A 14,138-nucleotide genomic window follows, 5' to 3' on the forward strand; every position below is an offset into this window, starting at 1 on the left:
CTATGTGGTTGTTCCATTCTTGCCCGGCGTCCGGCCCCTCGCTGAGGCTCGGCGTTCCTTCGCTCCGGTATCCATCCGGGGACACTGCCCTCCGGTTGGCTTCGCTGCACCTACATGCAGCGTGTTCGACTGCGTCGAACGGCGCTGCGCGCCAATCCCCGGATGAACACCTCCGCTCAGCCTCCCGATATAGGGCGGGTGGATCTAGAGCCAAAGCAACAGCAACAGCAACAGCAACAGCAACAGCAACAGCAACAGCCAAAGCGAGGCGGGTGACCGGTTTGATTTTGGATGTGGCTTAAATCACTCTTTGTCGCTGCCGTAGTTCATGATCGACAACATCCGGATCGGTACCTGCACCAACGCCTCAGGGCCATGGGGAATTTCGCCCTCGAAGGTCAGGCTGTCCCCAGCCTCCATGCGATACAGCTGATTGCCGTGGCGATAAATCAGCTCGCCTTCAAGCAAATGCAAAAACTCGGTGCCGGGGTGGGAGAAGGTTGGAAATTCTTCGCTGGCGTCATCCATGCTCACCATGTAGGCCTCGAAACTCTTCTTGGGCCCACGAGTGTGGTTAAGCAAATGGTAGGTGTGGCCTTTCTCTGTTCCCCGGCGCACCACCTCCATGCCCTGGTCGGCCTTGACCAAGAGTGCGCTGCCGTCCTGCTGGTCGTACTCACTGAACAATTTCGATAGCGGCAAGCCCAGCACGTCACACAGGCGGCTGAGGGTGTCGAGGCTGGTGGAGACCTGGGCGTTTTCGATCTTGCTCAGCATGCCCTGGCTGATATCGGCGATTTTCGCCACATCGGACAATTTCAGGTCCTGGGCCTGGCGCTGGCGCTTGATCTGCAAGCCCAGGTATTGCTCGAGCTTGAGGCGAGGGGCGGTTTCGGTTGGCATAGTCGTCTGCACGCTTTCCGTTCAGTAATATTAGTTTCGCACTGAGAAAGTGCAGGTTGCGTCGTCCGCAACACATCCATCAGCCAATATTCCCATGGGGAAAAGATTTTTCCCATATAAACAGCACAACAGGGTTTATCACGCACCCGTCGCGAATCTGGCAAGGGCCTTGCATTCCTATTGGGAAACAAACTTTCTTTTCAGGAATAAATGGAAAGTCAGGGCCAACCCACTAGAGATTTGCCTTTCGCGAGGAGTGACGAGCAATGTTGCCAGCAGAAACCCAGCGCATCATCGACAAGCACGGCATCAAGTACGTGCTTGCGCAGTTTGTCGATATCCATGGTGCGGCCAAGACCAAGTCGGTGCCGATCTGTGGGCTCAAGACGGTGGCCGAAGAGGGCGCCGGTTTTGCCGGGTTCGCGATCAGTGGCATGGGCATGGAGCCCCACGGTCCGGACTTCATGGCCCGCGGCGACCTGGCCACACTGACGCCCGTGCCCTGGCAGCCGGGGTATGGCCGGGTAGTGTGCGTCGGGCATGTCGATGGCAAACCGCATCCCTATGACAGCCGTTATGTATTGCAGCAGCAGATCCGGCGGCTGGAGGACAAGGGCTGGACCCTCAACACCGGTCTGGAGCCGGAGTTCAACCTGATGCGCCGCGACGAACAGGGCAAGTTGCAGCTGGTCGACCTGAGCGACAACCTGGACAAGCCTTGCTACGACTACAAGGGCCTGTCGCGCTCCCGAGTGTTCCTTGAACGCTTGACCGAGGCCTTGCAGGCAGTGGATTTCGAGGTCTATCAAATCGATCACGAAGACGCCAACGGCCAGTTCGAGATCAACTACACCTACAGCGATGCCATGACCTCGGCGGATCGCTTCACCTTCTTTCGCATGGCCGCCGGCGAGATCGCCAATGACCTGGGCATGATCTGTTCATTCATGCCCAAGCCCGACCCGAAGCGCGCCGGCAACGGCATGCACTTTCACCTGTCGATCAGCAGCGCCGAGAACAGGAATCTGTTCCACGACGCCAGCGACCCGAGCGGCATGGGCCTGTCGAAAATGGCCTATCACTTCGCTGCCGGTCTACTTGCCCATGGCCCGGCGCTGTGTGCCTTCGCCGCGCCCACGGTCAACTCCTACAAGCGTCTGGTGGTGGGCAATTCGTTGTCCGGCGCTACCTGGGCGCCGGCGTTTATTGCCTTCGGCGCCAATAACCGTTCGGCAATGGTCCGGGTGCCTTACGGCCGCCTGGAATTTCGCTTGCCGGATGCCGGCTGCAACCCCTATCTGGTCAGCGCCGCGATCATCGCGGCGGGCCTGGACGGCATCGACCGCCAATTGGAAATCGACCACGTCTGCAACGAAAACCTCTACAGCCTGAGCCTTGCGCAGATCGCCGCGCGCGGCATCAAGACCTTGCCGCAATCGCTCAAGGAAGCCTGCGATGCGCTGGAGGCCGACCCGTTGTTCGCCGAAGTGCTGGGCCCGCAGATCGTGGGCGAGTTCATCAAGCTCAAGCGCATGGAGTGGGTGGAGTACAGCCGCCATGTGAGTGACTGGGAAGTCGCGCGCTACACCGAATTTTTCTAAGCGCTAGCAGACGCGCAAAAACGAACCATCTCGCAGCTTGAAACTTGCGGCTGCCGAACGTAGTGAGGACTGTTGTCATGTGTGGAATCGTAGGTCTTTACCTGAAAAACCCGCAGCTGGAATCCCGGCTGGGCCAACTGTTCGAGCCGATGTTGCAGGCTATGACCGACCGTGGCCCGGACAGCGCCGGCTTCGCCATTTATGGCGATGAAGTGGCGGCTGGCTGGGTCAAGCTGACCCTGCAGGCAACCCACGAAAGCTTCGATTGGCCGGCCCTGATGGGCGATCTGGAAGGTCGTCTCGGCTGCTCGCTGGACTGGTTCCAGAACGCCAGCGCCGCGGTATTGAAAATCCACGCAGAAGAAACTCCGGTGCGTCTGGCCCTCGCCGAACTGGCGCCGGGCGTGCGCATCATGAGCGCCGGGCAGAGCATCGAGATCCTCAAGGGCATGGGCTTGCCCCAAGAGATTTCCCAGCGCTTTGGCCTGGCCGGCATGCAGGGTAGCCACATCATCGGCCACACCCGCATGGCCACCGAAAGCGCGGTGACCCTGGAAGGCAGCCACCCGTTTTCCACCGGTGCCGACCTGTGCCTGGTGCACAACGGCTCGCTGTCCAACCACTTCCGCCTGCGCCAGGAACTCAAGCGTGAAGGCATCCAGTTCGAAACCGACAACGACACCGAAGTGGCCGCCGGTTATCTGACCTGGCGCCTGCAGCAGGGCGATTCGTTGAAAGAGGCACTGGACCATGCACTGGAGGACCTCGACGGTTTCTTCACCTTCGCCATTGGTACTCGCAACGGCTTTGCGGTGATCCGCGACCCGATTGCCTGCAAGCCGGCGATCCTCGCCGAGACCGACGACTACGTCGCCATGGCCTCGGAATACCAGGCGTTGTCGAGCCTTCCGGGCATTGAGAACGCCAGGATCTGGGAGCCGGCACCGGCCACCTTGTACATCTGGGAACGCGAGTCAGCTTAAGGAGCGCACACATGAAAACCATCGATCTTTCCATTGCCAGCGTGCGCGACCTCAATCAGGCGTTGCATGACCAAGTGCACAACGTAGAAGACCTTGAGTGGGTGGTGACCCATGCCAACGGTAAGCACAACCTCGCCGTCGGGGTGAACCAGGCCGTGTCCATCGATATCCAGGGACACGCCGGTTATTACTGCGCGGGCATGAACCAGCAAGCGAGCATCACCGTGCACGGCAACGCCGGTGTGGGTGTCGCGGAAAACATGATGTCAGGCGTGGTGCGGATCAAGGGCAGCGCGTCGCAGGCCGCCGGCGCCACCGCCCATGGCGGGTTGCTGGTGATCGAAGGCGATGCCGGGGCCCGCTGCGGGATTTCCATGAAAGGCATCGACATCGTGGTCGGCGGCAGCATTGGCCACATGAGCTGTTTCATGGGACAGGCCGGGCGTTTGGTCGTCTGCGGCGATGCCGGTGATGCGCTGGGCGATTCGCTGTATGAAACGCACATTTACGTGAAGGGCAAGGTCGCGTCGCTGGGGTCGGACTGCATCGAGAAAGAGATGCGTGCCGAACACCTGGAAGAACTGCAAGTGCTGCTCAAGCGCGCCGGTTTCGAGCACAAGGCAGCCGACTTCAAGCGCTATGGCTCGGCCCGTCAGTTGTACAACTTCAAAGTCGATAACGCGTCCGCGTACTGATCCACGCGAGGAGAACAGATATGAATGAGAAAACCCCTCCAGTGTTGCGCGAGTCCGCGACTTTCGACCGCCTGACCATCCAGGAAATCCAGCGCGCCGCCGAGACCGGCATCTATGACATTCGCGGCGGTGGTACCAAGCGCAAGGTCCCGCACTTCGATGACTTGCTCCTGCTCGGCGCCAGCGTGTCGCGCTACCCGCTGGAAGGCTATCGGGAAAAGTGCGGCACCGATGTGATCCTCGGCAACCGCTTCGCCAAGAAACCGATCCACCTGAAGATCCCGGTGACCATCGCCGGCATGAGCTTCGGTGCGCTGTCGGCCAATGCCAAGGAAGCCCTGGGCCGTGGTGCGACCATCGCTGGTACCAGCACCACTACCGGTGATGGTGGCATGACCCCGGAGGAGCGCGGGCAGTCGCAGCATCTGGTCTATCAGTACCTGCCATCGCGCTACGGCATGAACCCGGATGACCTGCGCAAGGCGGACGCCATCGAAATCGTCCTGGGGCAGGGCGCCAAACCCGGTGGCGGCGGCATGTTGCTGGGCATGAAAGTCACCGAGCGCGTGGCCGGCATGCGCACCTTGCCGATCGGTGTCGACCAGCGCAGCGCCTGCCGTCATCCGGACTGGACCGGCCCGGATGACCTGGCGATCAAGATCGCCGAGATCCGCGAAATCACCGATTGGGAGAAGCCGATCTACGTCAAGATCGGCGCCAGTCGCCCGTACTACGACGTCAAGCTGGCGGTGAAGGCCGGGGCCGACGTGATTGTGCTCGACGGCATGCAGGGCGGCACGGCGGCGACCCAGGAAGTGTTCATCGAGCACGTGGGGATTCCGATTTTGCCGGCCATCCCGCAAGCGGTACAGGCTTTGCAAGAGATGGGCATGCATCGCAAGGTCCAACTGATCGTTTCGGGAGGGATTCGCAACGGTGCCGACGTGGCCAAGGCCATGGCGCTGGGCGCGGACGCGGTGGCCATTGGCACGGCGGCCCTGATTGCGCTGGGCGACAACCATCCGCGCCTGGATGAAGAGCTGCACAAGATTGGTTCAGCCGCAGGCTTTTATGACGACTGGCAGAATGGCCGTGACCCGGCAGGGATTACCACCCAGGACCCGGAGCTGTCCAAGCGCCTGGACCCGGTGGAAGGCGGTCGCCGCCTGGCCAATTACCTGCGAGTGCTGGTGCTGGAAGCCCAGACCATGGCCCGCGCATGCGGCAAGTCGCACCTGCATAACCTGGACCCGGAGGACCTGGTGGCATTGACGGTGGAATCGGCGGCCATGGCGCGGGTGCCGCTGGCGGGGACAAGCTGGATCCCGGGTTCCGGTTTCTGAGGTTGATTTGGATCGTTCCCACGCAGGAGCGTGGGAACGATCAGATTAGGGGGCCCGCCAAGAGGCTCACGCGCCAACACTTGCTCGCTGCCGACACTTCCCATTTCCATTGCAGGAGCTTTGAACATGGTCAATCGTCTTCTCGGCAAATCCCTTGTTGGCTTATTGGCGAGTGGTGCGCTGGTGCCCTTGGCGCAAGCTGCCGATGCGCCCACGTTGAACACCGGCAGCACGGCCTGGATGGTGATGGCGGCGGTATTGGTGCTGTTCATGTGCTTGCCCGGTCTCGCCCTGTTCTATGGCGGCCTGGTGCGGGCGAAAAACATGTTGTCGTTGTTCACCCAGTGTTTCGGCATCGCAGGGCTGGTGGGCGTGTTGTGGGTGATTTATGGCTACAGCATGGTGGTCGACACCACGGGCATGGTCGAGGGCGAGGTGTCCTTCAACAGTTTTGTCGGCGGCATGAGCCGTGCCTTCCTTTCCGGAATGACTCCGCAAAGCCTGGTCGGGGAGATTCCGGAAGGGGTGTTCGTGACCTTCCAGATGACCTTTGCCATCATCACCCCGGCGCTGATTGCCGGTGCCTTCGCCGAACGCATGAAATTCTCCGCGGCGCTGTTGTTCATGGCGCTGTGGTTCACCCTGGTGTACGCCCCGGTGGCGCACATGGTCTGGGGTGGTGCGGGGGCCTTGATGCATAACTGGGGAGTCCTCGATTTTGCCGGTGGCACCGCGGTGCACATCAATGCCGGTGTCGCCGCGCTGGCCGCCTGCCTGATCCTGGGCAAGCGCAAGGGCTATGAAAATACCCCGATGCCTGCGCACAACCTGAGCCTGACCATGGCCGGTGCAGCGATGCTCTGGGTCGGCTGGTTTGGCTTTAACATCGGTTCCGGTGGCGGCCTCAGTGGTACGTCCGGCATCGTCATGCTCAATACCCAGCTGGGAGCGTGCGCCGGGATTCTTGGCTGGATGTTCACCGAGTGGTTCAAGGTCGGCAAGCCGAGTGCACTGGGCCTGGCCAGTGGTGCCCTGGCCGGCCTGGTGGGGATTACGCCGGCGTGTGCCTATGTGGGCGTGGGCGGCGCCCTGGCCATCGGTTTGTTATGCGGGGTGTTTTGCTACTTGAGCGTCACCGTGCTCAAGCGCCGCTTCGGTTATGACGACAGCCTCGACGTGTTCGGCCTTCACGGCATCGGCGGGATGATCGGCGCAGTGTTGACCGGTGTGTTTTGCGTGCCGTCCCTGGGCGGGCTGGTGGAAGGCGTGAGCATGGGCGGGCAGGTGCTGGCGCAGATCAAGGGTGTAGCGCTGACGACGGTGTATTGCTTCGTCATCAGCTGGATCATTCTTAAAGTGGTGAATGTCGTGGTCGGCCTGCGAGCCGATGAGTCGGTGGAGGAGTTGGGCCTGGATCTGGGCGAGCACAATGAGCGGGCCTACAACCACTGATCGACAGTGATCTACCTCTTCCTGTAGGAGCGAGCCTGCTCGCGATGGTCGTTAACGATAACGCGTGTTGTCTGGGTACACGCGGCGCCCTTGAGACCATCGCGAGCAGGCTCGCTCCTACAGTGGCATCGAGTGGCGAGTACGGACCCCACGCTGCAACTGGCTGGCAACCAGGGTGTTTTTCAGCAGATAAGCAATGGTCATCGGCCCGACACCACCCGGCACCGGCGTGATTGCGCTGGCGACAGTGCGCGCACTGGCGTAATCGACATCGCCGACCAGTCGAGTGCCCGATGCGGTGGTGATGCGATTAATCCCCACATCAATCACCACCGCCCCGGGCTTGAGCCAGCTGGCGTCAATCATCTGTGGGCGACCCACCGCGACCACCACGATGTCCGCCATCCGGCACAATGTCGGCGCATCGACGCTGCGCGAGTGCACCACGCTGACCGAGCAATCGGCCTGCAACAACAGCGTCGCCATGGGTTTGCCGACAATGTTCGAACGGCCGATGACGACTGCGTGCAGGCCACTCAAGTCACCGCAGGTTTCCTGCAGCAGCCGCATGCAACCGCTGGGTGTGCAGGGTGTCAATACTTCGATCCCTTGAACCAGTCCACCGACGTTTTCCCGATGAAAACCATCCACGTCCTTGATCGGGTCAATGGCATGAATCACCGCCGCTTCATCGATGTGGGCCGGCAGGGGTAATTGCACCAGGATGCCGTTCACCGTGACGTCGGCGTTCAACTGCGCGATCAGTTGCAGCACGTCGTTCTGGCTGGCGATTTCCGGCAGGCGGTACTCCAGTGAACGGATGCCGACTTCCTTGGCCCGCAGCAGTTTGTTGCGCACATACACCTCGCTGGCCGGGTCTTCACCGACAAGCAATACGGCCAGGGCGGGGTAGATCTGTTGGCGGGCCAGGACCTGAACCTCTTCTCGAACCTCGTCGAGAACCTTGGCAGAGATTGCTTTGCCGTCGATATCGCGGGCCAGTGCGGGGTTGGTGCTGGTCAAGGTAGGTCACCGTTGTCTGGATTGAGTGAAGGTATAGCGATCATCAAGGTGTCGTCGCGCCCCGATGATTGATCAGGGACGTGCAGGCAAGGATGCTCAGGCTACCAGTTGATGGCAGCCATGCACCACCCGTACACCGCAGGATTCAGTGTGCTGACCAATGTCCGGGGCCAGGGCACGACGCAGGGCATGGCATCCGGCGTCGTGGTCTTCAGGGATGGGTCAGGACAGTTCGCCGATTCGCTCGGCCCGCTTGCCGAGTTTCATCAGCCAGTAATAACTCAAGGCCGGCACCAGCAAGCCCACCAGCCAGGCCAGGTCGACACCGTCGAGGGCTGTGGCGACCGGACCGACGTAAAGGGTGGTATTCATGAACGGAATCTCCAAGGCAATCGCCAGGACGAAACTGCCGCAGGCGATCCAGTTGACCCGTCCATAAATCCCGTTGAGGTCGAAGATGTCATCGATCCGGTACTCACCCTTGCGCAGGCAATAGAAGTCCACCAGATTGATCGCCGTCCAAGGAATCAGGAAGTAGCTCATGAAGAAAATGAAGTTGAGGAAGAAGGTGATGAAGTCGTCCTGACTGATGGTGCACAGTCCGGTCGCTATGACGCTGATCACCAGCATGAACAGGCCGCGTATCCGTGGCGTCACCTTCAAGCGCGCGAAGGGTTCGATCACCGTGATGGTCGACATGAACGCCCCGTACAGGTTGAACACGTTGATCGACACCTGGCCATAGACGATGAAGGCGAATAGCAGGATCGCGCCGCTGCCAAACAGCCCGGCAACATGGCCTCCGACATTACTGGAGAAGTCGCCGATCCCGACGCTCAGGATCGCCCCGAGAATCATCATCCAGGCACCGCCGCTGACCGTGCCGGCGTAGCTGTACCAGAACACCTGTGCGGCGCTCGCGCGGCTTGGCAGGTAGCGAGAATAGTCGGCGACGTAAGGCGCGTAGGACAGCTGCCAGGTCACGGCAATGCTCACCGCCACCAGGAACTTCGACAGCGAGAAGCCCGTCGGCAGCCATTGTTCGGCCGGGATCGTCAGTTGCAAGGCGAGCAACGTGGCGGCGGCGAACACTAGCAGCGAGAGGATCGACAGCAGCTTCTGCAAACGGTGAATCAATCGATAGCCATACAGCGCAACCACGAAACACAAGGCGCCGATCAGGTAGATGTTGCCGCTTGCCGGCAACGGGCTGGCCGACTCAAGCGCCTGTGCCGCAAGCAGGGTGTTGCTGACGAAGAACCCCAGGTAGATCAGCATCACGAACAGCAGCGGCAACACCGCCCCGAGTACGCCGAACTGCGCACGGCTCTGGATCATCTGCGGGATGCCCAGCTTTGGCCCCTGGGCGGAATGGGAGGCCATGAAAATCGCCCCCAGCAGCGAGCCGACGACGATTGCCAGGGCGCTCCAGAACAGGTTGAGCCCCATCACTACCGGCAGTACCCCGGAGGCGATGGTGGTGATGTTCATGTTGGCGCCGAACCAGATGAAGAACAGCGACCCTGGCCGGCCATGGCGTTCGGCTTCGGGAATGAAATCGATGCTTCTTTTTTCGACTTGCATGGCGATTACTCCTGAGTCCGCACGAGGTGGTTTTGCAGCCGGGCGATGGTGCCTGGCAGCTCATGGGGCTGGTGGGCGAACAGGTCCGGGTGCTCGGGATTGAGGCTCAAGTAGTCGAGGTTTTGCAGGGCGCGCCGGCATTCACTGCTGGTGAGGATTTCCAGGGAGTAGACCCAGTTGACCATGATCAACAGGGCCGAGTAGTGCCCGGCCAAGGTGGTCGTGGTGCAGGCGTCGCTGACCAGGCGAGTGTGATAACCCAGGGCGAACGCATCGAACACCGTGGTCAGCACGCAGACATCGGTGAGCACGCCGCTGATGATCAGGGTGTCGACGTCCAGCGCCTTGAGCCGGGCATCCAGGTCGGTACGGTGGAAGGCGCTGTAGCGGCCTTTGTCGATAATGGCTTCATCAGGCCGCGGGGCCAGGCGCTCGATGATCTCTACCTGGCGGGTGCCGGCGCGGTAGCCGCTCGGACCGCCATCGCACGCACGGGGTTCGCCGCGTGGCAAGTCGTTGCCATCGGCTTGATTGATGTGGCGGGTGTAGAGGATCGGGACCCGCTGCTGGCGGGCGGTATCGAGAAGATAGGCCGTATTGGCCACCACCTTGTCGAAGTGTTCGAGGACGAAACCGTCCTCCTGTTGCATGTCGATGATCAACAGAGCGTTGTTATTGTTCATGGGGCAAACCTGATCATGAGCCGAAGCACAATGCACGGTGCATACCGCGCAATGAAGCGGTATGGCGTGCGTGACTTTCTATTTGGGCAGGCTCAGTAAACGGGTTGCCAGAAGCCGTTCTGCTTGGCGGAAACACTGGCGGGCAGGCGCTTCAAATGGATATGCGAAGCGGTCCATTCGCCGCGCAGGTAAGCCTGCGCGGCGCCGGAGGGAAGGGGGAGTGACCGGAGATGACCATTATTGAGCATGGAAATCGAACCTGGACATCATTCAACAATCCTTGTGGGAGCGAGCCTGCTCGCGAAGAGGGTTTCACATCCAACATCAATGTCGACTGTCAGATCGCTTCGCGAGCAGGCTCGCTCCCACAGGGGGTGGGCTCAGCGGAACGCTGGCACTACGTGCTTGATAAACAGTTCCAGGGATTTCTTCTTCTCGGCATGCGGCAGGCTGTTGTCGCACCAGAAGCTGAACTCGTCGACGCCCAGCTCCTGGTAGTACTTGATGCGCGGGATGATTTCTTCCGGGGTGCCGATCATCGCGGTCTTGTGCAAGCTCTCCAGTTCGAACTCTGGACGGCCGGCGAATTTCTCTTCCGGACTCGGTGCCAGGAAGCCGTTGACCGGGGTTTCCTTGTTGCCGAACCAGGCATCGAATGTGCGGTAGAACTTGGCGATCGCCTTGGCCCCGACCTTCCAGCCTTCGGGATTGTCGACCGAATGCACGTGGGTATGGCGCAGCACCATCAATTGTGGGCGCGGCACGTCCGGGTTGTTGTCCAGGGCGGTCTGGAATTTGTTCTTCAGGTCCAGGACTTCTTCGTCGCCTTTCATCAGCGGCGTGACCATCACGTTGCAGCCGTTGGCGACGGCGAAGTTGTGCGAGTCCGGGTCACGGGCGGCGATCCACATCGGCGGGTTCGGTTTCTGGATCGGCTTGGGCACGCTGGTGGAAGTCGGGAACTTCCAGATGTCGCCGTCATGGGCGTAGTCGCCTTGCCACAGGGCTCGAACCACCGGGACCATTTCGCGCAATGCCTGGCCACCAGAGGAAGCTGGCATGCCGCCGGCCATACGGTCGAATTCAACCTGGTAAGCACCACGGGCCAGGCCCACTTCCATGCGACCGTTGCTGATGACATCGAGCAGTGCGCATTCGCCGGCGACCCGGATGGGGTGCCAGAACGGCGCGATGATGGTGCCGGCGCCAAGATGAATGGTGGTGGTTTTGCCAGCCAGGTACGCCAGCAGTGGCATCGGGCTTGGCGAAATGGTGTATTCCATGGCGTGGTGTTCACCGATCCATACGGTGCTGAAACCACCGGCTTCGGCCATCAGCGTCAGTTCGGTCAGGTCTTCGAACAACTGGCGGTGGCTGACGCTTTCGTCCCAACGTTCCATGTGTACGAACAGGGAAAATTTCATGACGCTACCTCGAATCTCTTGTGGTCGACCCGTCGACTGCGGGGCTGTTGATTATTGGTATACCATAATACGGTTATACTGCAAAATCTATCAGATCAAAAGATCGCAGCCTTCGGCAGCTCCTACAAAAGCTCACATACTCCCTGTAGGAGCTGCCGAAGGCTGCGATCTTTTGCTGTGTCAGGCCAGAACGGGCAAGGCACCCATCTTGCCGTGGCAATACACCAGTGGCCCGGCATTGTGTTGGGGCACGATCAGGTTCTTCACTGCGCCGACCATGATCGCGTGGTCGCCCCCTTCATACTCGCGCCACAGTTCGCATTCGATAACCGCCGTGGCGTTGGCCAGGATCGGGTTGCCGAGTTCGCTCAACGTCCAATCGATGCCTTGCGCCTTGTCCTTGCCCTTGCGTGCGAAGGCATAGGCTTCGCTCTGCTGGCCGCCGGACAGCACATGAATGGCGAAACGTTTGTTCCTGATCAGGACCGGGTAGGAGTCCGAGCTGTAGTTAGGGCAGAACAGCACCAGGGCCGGGTCCATCGACAGCGAGCTGAAGGCGCTGGCGGTCAGGCCGACGACCTGCCCATCGTCATCGAGTGTGGTGATCACGCAGACGCCGGACGGGAACGAGCCCATGACTTGTTTGTAGATGGCGGCATCGATCATTGGACTGTCCTCGGGAGTGGAACGTGGTTTTTATGAGTTTGTAGGTCTGATGGTATACCGTAATACAACGTTTGCAAGGGCTTTTTTGGTCGTCCGATAAACGTATGCCTTTGGTCTTTAAGTCAGTGTTTGCGGGGCTTTCAGCTAGGCAATAGGTGCAGATTGGCCGGAGGATGCCGGATCAGATGGGCGCTTAAAGACCGAATCAGTCTTGTGCAAATGTTGGAATACCATAATATGGTGCGCATCTGAGGGGCGGCCAGAGAGTCCCCCCGGTTTGGCTTCATACAAAGATAAGAACAGACAAACTCGAGTTCATGCATATGTCCCAGATGTCCCGGCAAGACCCGTTGATTGAAAATCACACGGTCGATTACGTTCCACTCGCAGAGCGCCATGGGAAGGCCCGCGATCTCTTCACCCTGTGGTTCAGCACCAACATCGCGCCGCTGCCCATCGTTACCGGTGCCATGGTGGTCCAGGTGTTCCATCTCGACCTGTTTTGGGGGCTGCTGGCGATTGCCCTCGGGCACATGGTGGGCGGGCTGGTGATTGCCTTGGCCTCGGCGCAAGGGCCGCGCATGGGCATTCCACAAATGGTCCAGAGCCGTGGCCAGTTCGGCCGCTATGGCGCGTTGCTGATCGTGTTCTTCGCCGCACTGATCTACGTCGGCTTCTTCATCTCCAACATCGTCCTGGCGGGCAAGTCGATTGTCGGCATCGCGCCCTCGGTACCGGTGCCGGCGAGCATCCTGATCGGAGCGCTCAGCGCCACGGCGATCGGCGTGATCGGTTACCGCTTCATCCATTCGCTCAACCGCATCGGCACCTGGGTCATGGGCAGCGCCTTGCTCGCCGGGTTCCTCTACATCTTCGCCCATGACCTGCCGGCGGACTTTTTCACCCGGGGTGGTTTTAACCTGTCCGGCTGGCTGGCCACCGTGTCCCTGGGGATCATCTGGCAGATAAGCTTTTCGCCTTACGTGTCGGACTATTCGCGTTACCTGCCGGCGGATATCGGGATTGCCAAGCCGTTCTGGGCCACCTACCTGGGGGCAACTCTGGGCACGATCCTGTCCTTCACCTTCGGTGCGGTGGCTGTGTTGGCGACGCCGGAAGGTACTGAAGCGATGGCCGCGGTGAAGCAATCCACCGGCTGGCTGGGACCGATCCTGATGGTGCTGTTCCTGCTCAATATCATCAGCCACAACGCCTTGAATCTGTATGGCGCGGTGCTGTCGATCATCACCTCGATCCAGACGTTCGCCAGTCAGTGGACGCCGAGCATCAAGGTGCGCGTGATGTTGTCGAGCGGGGTGCTGGCGGGTTGCTGTGTGGTGGCATTGGGCGCTTCGGCGGATTTCATCTCGCAGTTCATCGGGCTGATCCTGGCATTGCTGTTGGTGCTGGTGCCATGGGCTTCGATCAACCTGATCGACTTCTATGTGATCAAGCGTGGGCGGTATGACATTGCCTCGATTTTCCGTGCGGATGGCGGGATGTATGGGCGCTTCAATCTGCATGCGATCGTGGCGTATTTCATCGGGATCATTGTGCAGTTGCCGTTTGCCAACACGTCGTTGTATGTGGGGCCTTATGCCAATCTGGTCGAGGGTGCGGATTTGTCCTGGCTGGTGGGGTTGGTGGTGACGTGTCCGCTCTATTACTGCCTGGCTACGCGTGGACGGGTTCAGCAGGGTAGGGCCTCGGGACTGAGTTATACCGACTGACTTTTTGATCGCTGGTGTTTGTCTTACAGGTGTACATATCCATTCCTGCGG

At 60.3% G+C, this 14,138-nt stretch carries 13 protein-coding genes; 6 read left to right on the forward strand and 7 right to left on the reverse strand.

Going from position 1 to position 14,138, the window contains the following annotated elements:
* Positions 1 to 303: 303 nt before the first annotated feature.
* On the reverse strand, positions 304 to 903 hold the full coding sequence (locus PG5_RS31530; RefSeq protein ID WP_020801132.1) for a helix-turn-helix domain-containing protein: 600 nt from the start codon (positions 901 to 903) through the stop codon (positions 304 to 306).
* 266 nt (positions 904 to 1,169) lie between these two features.
* Between PG5_RS31530 and glnT the strand changes: the two genes are divergently transcribed.
* From glnT to PG5_RS31555, 5 genes are all read left to right on the forward strand, one after another.
* On the forward strand, positions 1,170 to 2,504 hold the full coding sequence (gene glnT, locus PG5_RS31535) for a type III glutamate--ammonia ligase (protein WP_020801133.1): 1,335 nt from the start codon (positions 1,170 to 1,172) through the stop codon (positions 2,502 to 2,504).
* Positions 2,505 to 2,581: 77 nt separating this feature from the next.
* A complete protein-coding gene (locus tag PG5_RS31540; RefSeq protein ID WP_020801134.1) occupies positions 2,582 to 3,487 on the forward strand; it encodes a glutamine amidotransferase family protein in 906 nt (301 codons plus the stop codon).
* Positions 3,488 to 3,498: 11 nt separating this feature from the next.
* On the forward strand, positions 3,499 to 4,182 hold the full coding sequence (locus tag PG5_RS31545; RefSeq protein ID WP_020801135.1) for a glutamate synthase: 684 nt from the start codon (positions 3,499 to 3,501) through the stop codon (positions 4,180 to 4,182).
* Positions 4,183 to 4,202: 20 nt separating this feature from the next.
* Positions 4,203 to 5,525: an FMN-binding glutamate synthase family protein gene (locus PG5_RS31550; RefSeq protein WP_020801136.1), complete on the forward strand. Its 1,323-nt coding sequence runs from the start codon at positions 4,203 to 4,205 to the stop codon at positions 5,523 to 5,525.
* Between the two features lie 126 nt (positions 5,526 to 5,651).
* Complete coding sequence (locus PG5_RS31555) at positions 5,652 to 6,977, forward strand: ammonium transporter (protein WP_020801137.1); 1,326 nt, start codon at positions 5,652 to 5,654, stop codon at positions 6,975 to 6,977.
* 117 nt (positions 6,978 to 7,094) lie between these two features.
* Here PG5_RS31555 and folD read toward each other — a convergent pair whose 3' ends face one another.
* The 6 genes from folD to PG5_RS31580 all read right to left on the reverse strand — a co-directional run bounded on the left by folD (position 7,095) and on the right by PG5_RS31580 (position 12,357).
* The gene (gene folD / locus PG5_RS31560) at positions 7,095 to 8,000 is read right to left on the reverse strand and encodes a bifunctional methylenetetrahydrofolate dehydrogenase/methenyltetrahydrofolate cyclohydrolase FolD (RefSeq protein WP_020801138.1); all 906 of its coding nucleotides are present in this window, start codon (positions 7,998 to 8,000) and stop codon (positions 7,095 to 7,097) included.
* Between the two features lie 222 nt (positions 8,001 to 8,222).
* The gene (locus PG5_RS31565) at positions 8,223 to 9,584 is read right to left on the reverse strand and encodes a cytosine permease (RefSeq protein WP_020801139.1); all 1,362 of its coding nucleotides are present in this window, start codon (positions 9,582 to 9,584) and stop codon (positions 8,223 to 8,225) included.
* Between the two features lie 5 nt (positions 9,585 to 9,589).
* Positions 9,590 to 10,267, reverse strand: a complete 678-nt coding sequence (locus PG5_RS31570) for an isochorismatase family cysteine hydrolase (protein ID WP_020801140.1) — start codon at positions 10,265 to 10,267, stop codon at positions 9,590 to 9,592.
* Between the two features lie 92 nt (positions 10,268 to 10,359).
* On the reverse strand, positions 10,360 to 10,515 hold the full coding sequence (locus PG5_RS34545) for a hypothetical protein (protein ID WP_020801141.1): 156 nt from the start codon (positions 10,513 to 10,515) through the stop codon (positions 10,360 to 10,362).
* Between the two features lie 132 nt (positions 10,516 to 10,647).
* Positions 10,648 to 11,691, reverse strand: coding sequence for an LLM class flavin-dependent oxidoreductase (locus tag PG5_RS31575; RefSeq protein WP_020801142.1), 1,044 nt, complete (start codon positions 11,689 to 11,691; stop codon positions 10,648 to 10,650).
* A gap of 180 nt (positions 11,692 to 11,871) precedes the next feature.
* Positions 11,872 to 12,357 (reverse strand): flavin reductase family protein, encoded by a 486-nt coding sequence (locus PG5_RS31580; RefSeq protein ID WP_020801143.1) that lies wholly within the window; start codon positions 12,355 to 12,357, stop codon positions 11,872 to 11,874.
* A 323-nt stretch (positions 12,358 to 12,680) separates the two neighbouring features.
* Between PG5_RS31580 and PG5_RS31585 the strand changes: the two genes are divergently transcribed.
* Positions 12,681 to 14,087 carry a cytosine permease gene (locus tag PG5_RS31585; RefSeq protein ID WP_033044482.1) on the forward strand — a complete coding sequence of 469 codons (1,407 nt, stop codon included), beginning with the start codon at positions 12,681 to 12,683 and terminating at the stop codon, positions 14,085 to 14,087.
* The last annotated feature ends 51 nt before the right edge of the window (positions 14,088 to 14,138 follow it).

It is taken from the genome of Pseudomonas sp. G5(2012) (assembly GCF_000408945.1).
In the GTDB taxonomy this organism is placed as follows: Bacteria; Pseudomonadota; Gammaproteobacteria; order Pseudomonadales; family Pseudomonadaceae; genus Aquipseudomonas; species Aquipseudomonas umsongensis.

Coding starts and splice junctions, on each gene's coding strand:
- PG5_RS31530 (WP_020801132.1), bottom strand. CDS start 903: ATGCCAACCGAAACCGCCCCTCGCCTCAAGCTCGAGCAATACCTGGGC.
- glnT (WP_020801133.1), top strand. CDS start 1,170: ATGTTGCCAGCAGAAACCCAGCGCATCATCGACAAGCACGGCATCAAG.
- PG5_RS31540 (WP_020801134.1), top strand. CDS start 2,582: ATGTGTGGAATCGTAGGTCTTTACCTGAAAAACCCGCAGCTGGAATCC.
- PG5_RS31545 (WP_020801135.1), top strand. CDS start 3,499: ATGAAAACCATCGATCTTTCCATTGCCAGCGTGCGCGACCTCAATCAG.
- PG5_RS31550 (WP_020801136.1), top strand. CDS start 4,203: ATGAATGAGAAAACCCCTCCAGTGTTGCGCGAGTCCGCGACTTTCGAC.
- PG5_RS31555 (WP_020801137.1), top strand. CDS start 5,652: ATGGTCAATCGTCTTCTCGGCAAATCCCTTGTTGGCTTATTGGCGAGT.
- PG5_RS31565 (WP_020801139.1), bottom strand. CDS start 9,584: ATGCAAGTCGAAAAAAGAAGCATCGATTTCATTCCCGAAGCCGAACGC.
- PG5_RS31570 (WP_020801140.1), bottom strand. CDS start 10,267: ATGAACAATAACAACGCTCTGTTGATCATCGACATGCAACAGGAGGAC.
- PG5_RS34545 (WP_020801141.1), bottom strand. CDS start 10,515: ATGCTCAATAATGGTCATCTCCGGTCACTCCCCCTTCCCTCCGGCGCC.
- PG5_RS31575 (WP_020801142.1), bottom strand. CDS start 11,691: ATGAAATTTTCCCTGTTCGTACACATGGAACGTTGGGACGAAAGCGTC.
- PG5_RS31580 (WP_020801143.1), bottom strand. CDS start 12,357: ATGATCGATGCCGCCATCTACAAACAAGTCATGGGCTCGTTCCCGTCC.
- PG5_RS31585 (WP_033044482.1), top strand. CDS start 12,681: ATGTCCCAGATGTCCCGGCAAGACCCGTTGATTGAAAATCACACGGTC.